Below are 13,720 nucleotides of genomic sequence, written 5' to 3' on the forward strand. Positions count from 1 at the left end.
CACCATCAATATCTAAGAAACCACTCAAGAGGAGTTACGCAAGTGACTGAAATGTTCTACGACGACGACGCAGACCTGTCGATCATCCAGGGCCGCAAGGTAGCCATCGTCGGCTACGGTTCCCAGGGCCACGCCCACGCCCTCAACCTGCGCGATTCCGGCGTCGAGGTAGTCATCGCACTCAAGGACGGCTCAAAGTCGGCCGCCAAGGCAGAAGACGCAGGCTTCACGGTCAAGAACGTTGCCGACGCCGCCGAATGGGCAGACGTCATCATGATCCTGGCTCCGGACCAGCACCAGCGGTCGATCTTCAACGACTCCATCAAGGACAAGCTGACCGAAGGCAAGGCGCTTGCCTTCGCACACGGTTTCAACATCCGCTTCGGCTACATTGAGGCTCCTGCCGGCGTCGACGTCATCCTGATCGCCCCGAAGGCTCCGGGCCACACCGTCCGCCGCGAATTCGAAGCCGGCCGCGGTATCCCGGACATCATCGCTGTTGAGCAGGACGCTTCCGGCTCCGCTTGGGACCTGGCCAAGTCCTACGCCAAGGCCATCGGCGGCACCCGCGCCGGCGTCATCAAGACCACCTTCACCGAAGAAACCGAAACCGATCTGTTCGGCGAGCAGTCCGTTCTTTGCGGTGGTGTTTCCCAGCTCGTCCAGTACGGCTTCGAAACCCTGACCGAAGCCGGCTACCAGCCGCAGATCGCCTACTTCGAGGTACTTCACGAGCTCAAGCTCATCGTGGACCTCATGTGGGAAGGTGGCATCGCCAAGCAGCGCTGGAGCGTTTCCGATACCGCTGAGTACGGCGACTACGTCTCCGGCCCCCGCGTCATCACCCCCGAGGTGAAGGAAAACATGAAGGCTGTCCTCGCGGACATCCAGAGCGGCGCTTTCGCCAAGCGCTTCATCGACGACCAGGACAACGGCGGTGTCGAGTTCAAGGAACTCCGTGCCAAGGCCGAGCAGCACCCGATCGAGGAAGTTGGACGTGAACTGCGTTCGCTCTTCTCCTGGCAGCAGCAGGACGCCGACTACGTCGAGGGTTCCGCAGCCCGCTGATTTCCGGTTGATTGGACCCTACGGCCCAAGAACTGCAGCAGACGCCCGTCCGGCCTACACAACCGGGCGGGCGTCGTTGTTTCCCCACACTTTTCCCTTCCGGTTACTCAGCAACCTGGCTGTGAACTTCTTCACAGCAACGGTCCGGCCGGTCGTAACATCCCTCCCCGGCACCGGAAACAGAGCCCGGATTCGATATTCTGGGCTGGTCCCGGTGCCGTGCCCGGGCCACGCATCCGCTCCTTGTCCAGTTCTGTCCCAAAGTTGTCCAAAGTAAGGTGCCACCCCGTGTCAGCCAGCAAACCCGTCGTCCTCCTCGCCGAGGAACTTTCGCCCGCCACCGTCGAGGCATTGGGCCCGGACTTTGAAATCCGCCAGACCGACGGCGCCGACCGTTCCCAGCTGCTGTCCGCAATCGCCGACGTCGACGCCATCCTGGTTCGCTCGGCCACCCAGGTGGATGCCGAAGCGATCGCCGCTGCCAAGAACCTCAAGATCATCGCCCGTGCCGGCGTTGGACTGGATAACGTGGACATCAAGTCCGCAACACAGGCCGGCGTCATGGTGGTTAATGCCCCGACGTCGAACATCGTCTCGGCCGCTGAGCTTACTGTGGGCCACATCCTCAGCCTGGCCCGCCACATTCCGCAGGCCAGCGCGGCGTTGAAGAACGGCGAGTGGAAGCGTTCCAAGTACACCGGGATCGAACTCTTCGAGAAGAAGATCGGCATCATTGGCCTCGGACGTATTGGTGCCTTGGTCGCGGCACGTCTTCAGGGCTTCGAGACCGAGATCCTCGCGTACGACCCCTACATCACCTCGGCGCGCGCAGCCCAGCTCGGCGTCAAGCTGGTCACCCTCGATGAACTTTTGGAAAACTCCGACTTCATCACCATCCACATGCCCAAGACGCCGGAGACGGTGGGGATGCTGGGAGCGGATGCGTTTGCGAAGATGAAGGAATCGGCGTACGTCATCAACGTTGCCCGCGGTGGACTGGTGGATGAGGAAGCCCTCTACACCGCACTGAAGGAAGGCCAGATCGCTGGTGCCGGCGTGGACGTCTTCGTCAAGGAGCCGAGCACCGACCTGCCGTTCTTCGAGCTCGACAACGTGGTGGTTACTCCGCACCTTGGAGCATCAACGGATGAGGCACAGGAAAAGGCAGGCGTTTCCGTGGCCAAGTCGGTGCGCCTTGCCTTGGCCGGCGAGCTCGTGCCGGACGCCGTCAACGTCGCCGGGGGAGTCATTGCACCGGACGTCCGTCCAGGCATCCCGCTGATCGAAAAGCTGGGGCGCATTTTCACCGCCCTGACCCATGCTTCCCTCACGCAGATCGATGTTGAGGTGGCAGGCGAGATCGCTGCGCTTGACGTCAAGGTCCTTGAACTCGCTGCCCTGAAGGGCGTTTTTGCCGATGTGGTCACCGAGCAGGTTTCCTACGTCAACGCCCCTGTCATCGCCGAGCAGCGCGGCATCAACACCCGCCTCATCACCACACCGGACGCTGAGGACTACCGCAATGTCCTGACGATCCGCGGAGCTCTCAGCGATGGTTCGCAGATCTCTGTTGCCGGAACTCTGACGGGCCCCAAGCAGGTGGAGAAGCTCGTGGGCGTCAACGGATACGACGTTGAAATTCCCATCAGCGAACACCTGGTGGTCGTGGCATACGCAGACCGCCCGGGCGTTATCGGCACCATTGGCCACATCCTGGGCATGAATAACATCAACATCGGCGGCATGCAGGTTGCACGCCAGACCGAGGGCGGGCAGGTCCTTGCCCTCCTGACCATCGACAGCTCCGTTCCGCAGCAGGTCCTGGAAGCCATCAAGGCCGGGATCGGTGCAGACATGGTCCGGGAAGTGGACCTGGAGGACTAGGACTGATCCGTATCAGCTGATGTTCGCGTGCCTGCGACACACCCTAAGGCACGCAGGAGTGGCCGGTCTGCTTACAATGGCTGGGTCCGGGATTCGGACCCGGCAGCAGGCCGGCCACAAACTTTTTGCACATACAGCCCGGTATTTCCCGCGTTTTTCGCAAAATGCCGGACCATGTGTGCGCGCCCGCAATCAAGGTCTCAGGGAGCCCAATGAACGCCGTCCAAAGGTTCATCAGAAGCCGTGTGCTGCTGCTGACCGCGGCCATTTTGATCGTCGCCATGTGTTTGTCCGTCCTAGTTCAGAGCCAGTCACAGGCAGCCCTGAACCGTACAGTGGACGAGAACTCGCGGGGACTCTACGACATCCTGGTCCAGGCAAAGCCGGATCAGTCCCGGAACGGCGACGGCGGTGCATTGATCCAGCCGGAGATTGCCAATGGTCAGGGCGGCATCAGCTTTGATCAACTGGACAAAATCCGCGGCATGGGCCAGACGGCCGTAGCGGCTCCCATCAGCCTGGTCTCGCGCGTGTCCCAGAACCTGGAAGCCCCCCGGCTGAATGCGATGGACTACCTGGGATATAACGCCGGCCTTGCCGGCGCTATCACTGCGGGCGACCCCTCCGCCATGGATTCAAGCAAGTGGCCTGCGGCCGAGTCCGTGTTGTCCGATTCACCGAAGAAGTACCGCCTGACAGCATCGGCAACCAGCTCTGACGGAGTCAACCAGCAGACTCTTTTCAAGACCAGTGCCGAGGGCACCCTGGGTAAGGGCCGCTTGGTGCAGGAGCAAGCTGCCGGCGGCAGCAACGTCCGGATCGCCGGTCCTGAGGGAGAGACTGGCGTCAAGTTCCCGGCTCCGGCTCTCGGGTCCGAGCACAACCTGTTCAACCTTTCTGTCGCGCTTCCCCTGGCACCTGAGGTGACTGAGTCCGTCGTCGCCGTCGATCCTGCTGCCGAAAGGGCCCTGCTGGGCTCAGCGGGCGACTTCCTGGCGCCGCTTGAAAAGGCGCCCCCGGCGGACGCCCGCGACGCGGGAGCCATTGGACGCCACTTTGAGAGCCTCTTCACCACAGGCCTGAGCATGCAACAGCTCGAGGAGGGCCCTGATTTCCTGGGCGTCAAGCTCAAGTACTGGGCACCGCTTATGACGCAGTACCAGCAAGCCAAGCGTGATGGCCTGCTGACGAACGACTCCAAGGCGATCCCGCTGATCGTGCGCACGGGTACTTCCTTGGACCTGCAGTACTCGGTCAAGATCGAGGAAATTGACGCAAGCGGCAAGGTCGTCAAGGACGTCGGCACGGTCACCCGTTCTTTGGACAAGGACTACCTCCCGTTCGTTTCCAAGTCCCCGTTTGCCCTGGAGTGGCCCGGTTCCACCGACCACAGCCAACTGCTTGGCAGCACGGCGTCGTTCAGCCAGGGTTTGTACAACCCGGCCACCTGGAGCACCGCTTTCGCAGCTGCGCCGAAGTACAAGGACGGCGAGGACGCCGCCAACGGCGCTTCGGACAAGAGTGCCACGCCGGGGGACTGGGTCACTGTGAACCGCTTGCCTGAGAAGTCCTCCTTCGGAGCGCCTGTGGACCAAACCCAGCGCAAGCCGGTCGACGAACGGTCGTACCGGGAAGACCTCGAAACGGGCAAGAAGCCCGCTGCTCCCTTGCCCATGGTTTATGGCACCTTTGATCCGGCCGCCGTCCAAGCCGCAGCCGGTGACGTCAACAAGCTGCCTTTGGGTGGCTACGACCCCGCCCCGATGACACTGAGCAAGGACGCCAACGGCAAGGACGTCCAAAGCACGGCCCTGAAGCCTTCCTTGAGCGCTACGGGCCTGGTCAGCCAGTCTGCCGGCGCCATCACTGACTACTACGGCCTGGCCGCGGCCCGTGGTTACGATTCCAACGCCAACGTGATCGACGCCGTCCGCGTCCGTGCCAACGCCGCGGGAAACTGGAAGACAGCCCAGCCCGAGGTTGAGAAGCTGGCCACCCAGATCCGCGAACTCGGCCTCGAAGCCACCGTGGTGGCTGGATCCGCCCGCGAAGACGCCAACATCTTTGTTCCCGGCTACAGCAAGGACGACGCCGGCAAGGAGTCGCCCCTGGGCACCGTCCAGCAGTCATGGGTACGCCAGGATGCTGCCGACGCAGTCTCCGGGTCCCTGACAGGAACCAACATCACCCTCCTGTTCCTGACCCTGTTGGGCGCCACGCTCCTGACCGGTGCCTCAACGGTGAGCTACATACGCCAGCGGAGAAGCGAGGCCGGCATCCTGCGGGCCATGGGTTGGACCCAGAAGCGGATCCGGTCCTGGGTCCTTGAAGAGTTCGCCGTGGGTGCCGCTGCACTGACGGTTGCCGGAGTGGTCCTCAGTCTCCTCAGCTGGAACATTGCCACCGTGATCGTCTCGGCGACCATGCTGGTCATTTACATCGGAGCGGCTTTGTTGGCCGCCCAGCAGTTGCGCCACCGCGTCGTGGTTGACCAGGAACCGCAGCATGATGAGCGCCTGGTTACCGTGGATTCCCCGTTGACGTTCGCCAACAGGCAGCTCACCACCAACAGGTTCAACTCCATCTCGCTGGCTGTGGCCGTTGGCGTTTTCGGTGCCGCGGTAGGTGCCTTGATCGCCCTGCTGATCGACATTCCCCGTGCGGCAGGCGCCAGTGCGCTGAGTGGTCTTGCGACTGCCAGCATTGCGGCTCCCAGCGTGATCCTTGCCGTCTTTGGCGTGGTGGTTGGGCTTCTCCTGACGCTTGTGACCGGCCGCTTTGAGCTCCATGCCAAGCGTGAGTACCTGGGCACACTGCGTGCCATGGGCTGGAACCCGGACATGCTGGGACAGGTCCGCTTCTTCGAAAATGCACTGGTGGGCACCGTGGCTCTTCCTTTGGGCGTCCTTGGCGCACTGGGATTGGGTCTTCTCCTTGCCCCCTACGCGGCCCTTTGGGCCGGCCTGGCCGGGTTGCTGGCCGTTATTTGCTGGATTCCGATCGCAACGAAAGTAGTCAAATGACCGAGACTCCCAACCCCGAGCTGGCGGCCACCCCGGAATCCCCCGAAGAGTCGCTGCAGACCCGCGCCAACACGATCGTGCGGGCAGCGGACCACGCCACGCCCCTGGAACTGAGCCGCGTCACCATCCACTACGGTGGCGACAAAGGCGGAGCCGAGGAAGTCGACGTCGTCGACGACTTCAACCTGACGCTGCACGCCGGTGAGATGCACTGCATCGCCGGCCGAAGCGGTTCGGGCAAGACCAGTATCCTGACGGTCAGCGCCGGTCTGACGCTGCCGACGTCGGGCAAGGTCTTCTGGGAAGGCGTCCCCCTGGACACGATGGGCGACGACGAAATTGCCGACCGTCGTCGTGCTCTCATCGGTTACGTGGACCAGGGCGGTGCCCTGATCGATGGCATGAGTGCATTGGAGAACGTCCTGCTTCCTGCCGTTCCCGACGGCGAGGTGGAACAGCGCACGGAAATGGCCAAGGACCTTTTGGACCTGGTGGGGCTTGGCCGCCGGATGCGGCACCGTCCCGCCCAGCTCTCGGGTGGCGAACGCCAGCGCGTGGCCATTGCACGCGCACTGATCCTGGGCACCCGGGTCCTGGTAGTGGACGAGCCCACAGCCAGCCTCGACCGTGCCGCGGCCAACCGCATTATCGGAATCCTGAAGGACACCACCAGCGACGGTATCGCTGTCATGGTGGCTTCCCACGACCACGAGTTGGTACGCCTCAGCGATACGCTGACCGAACTTAACTAAGCTCTTTCATCCGAAATAAAGGTAACTTTTTAGAGTGACGTCTCCAGAGAAATCCCCGTTCTACATCACCACCGCAATCAGCTACCCCAACGGCGTGCCGCACATCGGCCACGCCTATGAGGTCATTGCGACCGATGCCATGGCGCGCTTCAAGCGGCTTGATGGACATGAAGTCTTCTTCATGACCGGAACGGACGAGCACGGGCTCAAAATGCAGCAGTCCGCGGAGAAGGAAGGCATCACTGCCAAGCAGCTCGCGGACCGGAACTCGGCGGCGTTCAAGCAGATGAGCCAGGACCTGGGCATCTCCCATGACCGCTTCATCCGCACCACGGACCAGGACCACTACGCCGCATCGCAGGCCATCTGGAAGAAGATGGAAGCCAACGGCGACATCTACCTGTCCAAGTACGAGGGCTGGTATTCGGTCCGCGACGAGGCGTACTACGTCGAGGACGACACCGTGGTCAAGGAGGACGGCCTCCGTTACTCCAAGGAGACGGACACGCTGGTGACCTGGACGGCTGAGGAAAGCTACTTCTTCCGGCTCTCCAACTACCAGGACAAGCTCCTGGAGCTCTACGGCGAGCAGCCGGAGTTCGGTGCTCCCCAGTCCCGTTTCAACGAGGTCATAAGCTTTGTCAAGCGTGGCCTCGAAGACCTGTCCATCAGCCGCACCACCTTCGACTGGGGTGTTCCGGTCCCGGGTGACGAGAAGCACGTCATGTATGTCTGGGTGGACGCCCTGACCAATTACCTCACGGGTGTGGGGTACCCTGACGTCGAGTCCGAACAGTTCAGGAAGTTCTGGCCGGCCGATGTTCACGTGATCGGCAAGGACATTTCGCGGTTCCACGCCATTTACTGGCCTGCTTTCCTGATGAGCGCAGGGCTTGAATTGCCCAAGCGCGTCATGATCCACGGCTTCCTGACCAATAACGGTGTCAAGATGTCCAAGTCCTTGGGCAACGTTGTGGCACCGCAGGACTTCGTGGCGCAGTACGGCCTGGACCAGTGCCGTTATTTCTTCCTGCGCGAAGTTCCGTTCGGCGCTGACGGCAATTACAACCACGAAGCGATCGTGGGCCGGATGAACTCGGACCTCGCCAACAACTTCGGAAACCTTGCCCAGCGTTCGTTGTCCATGGTGGCAAAGAACTGCGAAGGCAAGGTACCCACGCCCGGTGCGTTCACCGACGAGGACAACGCCCTGCTGGCCCGGGCCGGTGGACTGTTGGACATCGCGCGTTCTGCGTTCGAAAAGCAGGAATTCAGCCGCGCCCTTGAAGCTATTTGGGCTGTGCTCGGTGATACCAACGCCTACTTCGCAGAACAGGCCCCCTGGGTGCTGCGCAAAACGGACGTGGAACGGATGAACACGGTCCTTTACGTCACGTTGGAAGTGGTCCGGATCGTGGCGATCCTCGCCCAACCCGTGATGCCGTCGTCGTCGGCCAAGCTCCTTGAGGTCCTCGGACAGCCGGAAGGTGACGCGCGCCAGTTCGCTGCGATCGCCACGCCGATTGTCGCTGGCACTGAACTGCCGGCACCTGCCCCTGTCTTCCCGCGCTTCGAGGAACCCGCCGAAGCCTAGCGCTCTTCCACGAACCATCCCCATCAGCGGAACGCTCCCGCATTTCGACCCGGCAGGACCGGAGGAAATGCGGGAGCGTTCGGGTTTAAGCGCCAGTTGGTGATGGAGCGTCAGGCAGTGGCGAGCCCTTCCACCGGCGACAAACGTGCAGCTCGACGGGCCGGAATCACCGACGCGAGGAGACCGGCCACCACAGCCACGCCAAAGACTGCCAGCAGCTGGAGCCATGGCACGGCGGGAACCACCGTAGCCATGCCGCCCAGGGTTGCCTGCGCGCCGAGCCAGCCATAGACGATGCCCATGCCTGCGCCCAGGAGGGCTGACACTCCGGCCACCAGCACAGCTTCGATAGCCAGCATCCCGCGGAGTTGGCCTTTGGTCAGCCCCAAGGCACGGAGCAGCGAGTTTTCGCGCGTCCGTTCAAGAACCGAAAGCGACAGGGTATTAGCCACGCCGATCAAGGCAATGACCACGGCCACGCCCAGCAGCCCTGTGACCACGAGCAGCAGGACATCGATGATGCTGTTGAACGTCACACGTTCGATCGCTGCGCCGCTGACAGTGCGTTCCTGGACACCGAGGGCCGACGCAATCTCCTTCTGGATTGCCTGCACCCGGTCCGCCGGGACGGAGTCGTCCAACTTCACCCACACCATGCCAGGGGTCTCCGGGAGCGCCGCGGAGGTAATGCTGGTTGCATCGACGAAGGCAGGGACGTTCCGGGTGCGCAGGACCTTCGCATCGAGCGAAATATCGCCGGCTGTCGTGCCGATACTCGCGCGCCCGGCGGCGGAATCTTCGGGCAGGTACACCACGCCAGGGGCCGGCTTCAGGTTGGCATCCCGCACCACCGATCCTGCGTCGGCTCCCGGGAGGGCGTACACGGTCTGTCCGCCATCGGGGGTGGACGCGTCCTTCAAGGTTCCCACGGCCTGCAGCAGGACCGCCGCGCTGACGCCGTCGAGCGTTTTGATCCTGTCCACTGCCTGGGAAAGGTTGGCCGTGCCGTCCACGGCAGTCTGGGCGGAGAGGTCAAGGGGGTAGTTCTCCGCAAGGGTGTCGTTGAACGCCTGCCGGGACGTCGCGGCGCCCGTCATCATGAGGGACACCAAGGTCACGCCAATCAGCAGGGCCGCGGCCGTCGCGGAAGTACGCGCCGGGTTACGGGTGGCATTGACGGCGGCAAGCTTGCCGGGCACGCCGGCCGGTGCCGCGAGCCGGCCTGCCAAGGCGACCACAGAGGGGATGAAAAGGGAGGAGCAGAGCAGGATGCCCACGAACGACGCGGCGCCACCCAGCAACGCAACCGGCAGCGCCACGTTCAGGCTGCCGTAGGCCAGCAGGCCGGCACCGCCCAGAAAAGCCAGCAGTCCGATGAGGAGCCGGAGCTTGCCACGCCGGTTCCGGACGGACGCGTCATCGGCGGGACGCAAGGCGGCAAGAGGCGCGACGGCGGTTGCCGCCTTGGCCGGAACCAGCGCCGCAACGACGGTCAACAAGGTGCCTGCCACCATGCCGGCAACAATGGCCGACGGAGGGACTGCCAGGGTCGCGAAAGCCTGCTCCGGTTGTGACTTGGCCCAGGCGATCAGCGCCGTCATCAGGCCAGTGGCGGCAAGGACACCCAGCACGGAGGAAACGAACCCGACCACGAAGGCCTCAAGCATGACAGAGCCGCGGATCTGGGAACGCCCGGCGCCCAGACAACGCAGCAGGGCCAATTCCCGGGTCCGTTGGGCCACGAGCACAGAGAACGTATTGGCTACCACCAAGGTTGAAACGAGGATGGCCACCCCGGCGAAGGCGAGCAGGACCACCGTCAACTGGTCCTGCCCGGCGCTGAGCATCGCGACCGTTGAGGTGACCTTCTCCTCGGCCGTTTCAACGACGGGCGACACCACCCCGGCAGCGTCCATCCGGCGGGAAATGTAGTCCTTCGCCGCGGACACGTCCTCGCCCGGTTTCAGTGCGAACTGCAAGCCCGTATAGCCGGCTCCGGCGTCTTGCACCGCGTTGAGTACCGACTCGGAGGCTATTAGTTGGGCTGCCGAAGAAGAGAAGGGGTCGTTCGTGGCCTGCGTCAGCCCAGTAATGGTCACCTTGGCGTTCTTGACCGGACCGGCCCCGTGCAATTCCAGGGTGCTGCCGACGGTGAGACCCAGGTGCTCTGCGGTCTTGACATCCACGGCCGCTTCCAAAGGCTGCGAGGGCATGGACCCCGATGAGAGGACGGCGCCCTCCAAGGAAACAGGGGCAGCATTCCGGAGCCGGCCGAATTGTTCACCCCCGCCGGCCTGGAAGGTCACATACGTCGACCGCTCCGCGTAGCTCTCAGCCACAGCGGGCGAAGAAGCAGCAGCGTCCACGGCGGCCTGGGTGAAAGGTTCGCCGTTCTTGGACGTCGCCACGAGGTCCGCTTTACGGTAGGCCTCGCCGATACTCGCACCCAAGGACGCGTTGGTGCTTGCGCCCACCATGAGTGTGGCAGCGAGGAACATCACCGACAACATCACGGCAAGGCCGATCGCCACGAAGCGCCGGTAATGCGTAGTCAGTTGGGACAGTGCAACGCGCAACATGCCTTACGCCCCCAGCTTGCCAAGGGCCGCCAGGACAGAATCTGCCGTGGGATCGTGGATTTCCCCCACCAGGCCGCCGTCGCTCATCAGCACCACACGGTCCGCGTAGCTTGCAGCCACGGGATCGTGGGTCACCATGATGATGGTCTGGCCCATTTCCTTGCTGCTCCGGCGAAGCAGAGCTAGAACCTCGCCGCCGGCCTTCGAGTCCAGGTTGCCGGTAGGTTCGTCACCGAACACGACGTCGGGCCGGGTCAACAGTGCTCGGGCTACTGCCACGCGTTGCTGCTGGCCCCCGGAGAGCTCATGTGGACGGTGCTTCAGGCGATCCTTCAGACCAAGCGTGCTGACAACGGTATCGAGCCATCCGGCGTCGGCCGTTGTACCCGCCAACGCAAGCGGAAGCGTGATGTTCTGCTCGGCTGTCAAAGTAGGCACCAGGTTGAAAGCCTGGAAGACGAAGCCGATCCGTTCACGCCTCAGTGCCGTGAGCTGGCGGTCGTTGAGGCCAGTCAGCTCCGTGCCACCCAGGACAATGCGCCCGGAATCCGCCGAGTCCAGGCCCGCCAGGCAATGCATGAGGGTGGACTTGCCGGATCCGGAGGGTCCCATGATGGCCGTGAACTTCCCGGCGTCGAAACTTACCGACACCTTGTTCAGGGCCGTAACGCTTGTATCGGCGCGTCCGTAGCTTTTGGTCAGCTCAAATGCTTCGACGGCGGGACGGGCTTGGGCGGCGTCCGATCCCTGCGGCGGGTTCGTTCCTGAAGGGTGGGGGAGAGGCGTGAATGTTGTCATGGTTCCACGCTAGGTTTCAGTGCACCCTTGCCGGATCGGGCCGGGGACCGATTCCCGCGGACGCCAACTCATACCGTGGTCTGAGCCCGGGAGGAACCCGGGATGAGGCTATGCCCCGGGCGCAACCACGCCGGTCTCATATGCGATGACCACAACCTGGACGCGGTCCCTGGCGCCGAGCTTTGCCAGGATGTGCCCGACATGCGTTTTCACAGTGGCCTCGGATAAGAACAAGCCCGCTGCGATCTCCGGATTCGAATGCCCCTGGGCGATCAGCTGGAACACTTCGCGCTCGCGGGCGGTGAGGCTTTCGACCGCCGCGGCGTGCTCGCTCTGCTCAGGCGTCTGCGTCCTCAAAAGGGGCGCCACATGGTCCAGCAATCGACGGGTGGTGGACGGTGCGATCACGGCGTCACCACGGTACACGGTGCGGATCGCCTCCAGGAGCTCTTCGGGCGGGGCATCCTTGAGCAGGAACCCGCTCGCGCCGGCCTGGATGGCAGCCAAGGCGTACTCATCAAGATCGAAGGTGGTGAGCACCACGATCTTGACCTCTGCACGCTGCGATCCCGCGGGTTGGGCTGCTGCCTGCTCAAGGATGCGCCGGGTGGCTTCAATGCCGTCCATCCCGGGCATGCGGACATCCATGAGGACGACGTCGGCCGCTGTGGCCCCCAAAGCCTGGACAGCCTCGATGCCGTTCGCCGCTTCGGCCACGACTTCCAGATCCGGCTGGGAGTTGATCAGCATGCCAAATCCCGAGCGGACCAGGTGTTGGTCGTCAACCAGGGCAACCCGGATGGGCGCAGGAACATCGGACATGGTTTTAGGCCTCCGAATAGGGGATGAAAGCGGATACGCGGAAACCGCCGCCCTGTTCGGGGCCTGCAGTCAAGGAACCATCGTAGAGGGACACGCGCTCGCCCATGCCCCGCAGGCCGTTGCCGCCACCTGCCGCCGGCGGATCAGCGGCGGCGCCCCGCCCGTCGTCGAGGATGTCCAGCTGCAGGCCCCTGCCTTGCCAGGCGAGCGTCACCCGCGCACTGGCCTTCGGGCCGGCATGTTTCATGACATTGGTCAGCGCCTCCTGGATGATGCGGTAGGCGGTCAGCTCCGCTCCTGCGGGAAGCGCCCTGCGGGGGACGCCGCTTTGGTCGAAGGCAACCTGCAGCGTCGCGGCGCGGAAACCCAGAAGGAGCTCGTCCAGATCGGAAAGCCGGGGTTGCGGGCGGGTGGGGGAGTCGTCGTCGGAGCGGAGGATGCCCAACAGCCGTCGCATCTCTGCCAGGGAATCCCTGCCTGTGGCGGCAATGGTGGCCAGCGCTTCGGTGGCGAGTTCGGGCTTCGCTGCGGCTGCGTAACGTGCGCCGTCTGCCTGAGTAATGATTACGGACAAAGAGTGGGCCACGATGTCGTGCATTTCCCGCGCAATATGGGATCGTTCGTCAGCTGCGGCCAACTGGCGCTCCTGCTGCTGTTCTACTTCAAGGCGCCGGGTGCGGTCCTCCAATGCCTGGAGCTGGAGTCGTCGAACGCGGGTGAGGTCCCCCAACGTCCAACTCACCAGCACCAGCATCCAAATCAGCACCGTATAGAGGGCCCCGATGGTCAGGCCCATGATGCCCGACTCGGCACTGCTGGAGAACTCGCGTGTGGTCAGCATGATGCCGCCAAGCATCCCTGCGAGCAACACTGTCCGGCTTGCCCAGGCAGGTCCGTAAGCGGCGGTGGCGTAAATGACGAGCGGAACCGCGATTTGGCCCGCCACGGGTTCCGCACCCACCGCCCACTGGAGGAGGCACACAAGGATAACGACGACGGCGGCCATGGCCGGCCGGGTGCGTCGCCAAGCGAGGGGCAACAGGAGGCTGCAGGAAAGGAGGGCGAGCCACGGGTGCCCGGCAAGGAGATAGACCGGCCCAAAGAGCAGGATCAGGAGGCACGTAGCCGTAAGGTCCACTTTGAAGCGGTTGACCCGGAACCATTCGTATATTGCATGCCTGCTATCCACGCATACGACTC

The 13,720-nt window shown here is 63.4% G+C and carries 9 protein-coding genes; 5 read left to right on the plus strand and 4 right to left on the minus strand.

Going from position 1 to position 13,720, the window contains the following annotated elements; all coding sequences use genetic code 11:
• Positions 1-42: 42 nt before the first annotated feature.
• The 5 genes from ilvC (at position 43) to metG (ending at position 8,321) form a co-directional block, all read left to right on the plus strand.
• Positions 43-1,068, plus strand: coding sequence for a ketol-acid reductoisomerase (gene ilvC, locus ACNQOP_RS11670; protein WP_211711612.1), 1,026 nt, complete (start codon positions 43-45; stop codon positions 1,066-1,068).
• Positions 1,069-1,356: 288 nt separating this feature from the next.
• Positions 1,357-2,952, plus strand: a complete 1,596-nt coding sequence (gene serA / locus ACNQOP_RS11675; protein ID WP_211711613.1) for a phosphoglycerate dehydrogenase — start codon at positions 1,357-1,359, stop codon at positions 2,950-2,952.
• 212 nt (positions 2,953-3,164) lie between these two features.
• The gene (locus ACNQOP_RS11680; RefSeq protein ID WP_416404534.1) at positions 3,165-5,975 is read left to right on the plus strand and encodes an FtsX-like permease family protein; all 2,811 of its coding nucleotides are present in this window, start codon (positions 3,165-3,167) and stop codon (positions 5,973-5,975) included.
• A complete protein-coding gene (locus tag ACNQOP_RS11685; RefSeq protein ID WP_235521537.1) occupies positions 5,972-6,727 on the plus strand; it encodes an ABC transporter ATP-binding protein in 756 nt (251 codons plus the stop codon). Before ACNQOP_RS11680 ends, ACNQOP_RS11685 begins: the two co-directional genes overlap by 4 nt.
• Positions 6,728-6,761: 34 nt before the next feature.
• On the plus strand, positions 6,762-8,321 hold the full coding sequence (gene metG / locus ACNQOP_RS11690) for a methionine--tRNA ligase (RefSeq protein WP_235521536.1): 1,560 nt from the start codon (positions 6,762-6,764) through the stop codon (positions 8,319-8,321).
• Between the two features lie 110 nt (positions 8,322-8,431).
• Here metG and ACNQOP_RS11695 read toward each other — a convergent pair whose 3' ends face one another.
• The 4 genes from ACNQOP_RS11695 to ACNQOP_RS11710 all read right to left on the minus strand — a co-directional run bounded on the left by ACNQOP_RS11695 (position 8,432) and on the right by ACNQOP_RS11710 (position 13,709).
• A complete protein-coding gene (locus ACNQOP_RS11695) occupies positions 8,432-10,900 on the minus strand; it encodes an ABC transporter permease (protein ID WP_416404535.1) in 2,469 nt (822 codons plus the stop codon).
• Positions 10,901-10,903: 3 nt separating this feature from the next.
• Positions 10,904-11,698 carry an ABC transporter ATP-binding protein gene (locus ACNQOP_RS11700; protein ID WP_416404536.1) on the minus strand — a complete coding sequence of 265 codons (795 nt, stop codon included), beginning with the start codon at positions 11,696-11,698 and terminating at the stop codon, positions 10,904-10,906.
• A gap of 108 nt (positions 11,699-11,806) precedes the next feature.
• Positions 11,807-12,520, minus strand: a complete 714-nt coding sequence (locus ACNQOP_RS11705; protein WP_416404537.1) for a response regulator — start codon at positions 12,518-12,520, stop codon at positions 11,807-11,809.
• Between the two features lie 4 nt (positions 12,521-12,524).
• On the minus strand, positions 12,525-13,709 hold the full coding sequence (locus tag ACNQOP_RS11710; protein WP_416404538.1) for a sensor histidine kinase: 1,185 nt from the start codon (positions 13,707-13,709) through the stop codon (positions 12,525-12,527).
• Positions 13,710-13,720: the final 11 nt, after the last annotated feature.

The organism is Arthrobacter sp. LFS091 (genome assembly GCF_047977885.1).
Lineage (GTDB): Bacteria > Actinomycetota > Actinomycetes > Actinomycetales > Micrococcaceae > Arthrobacter.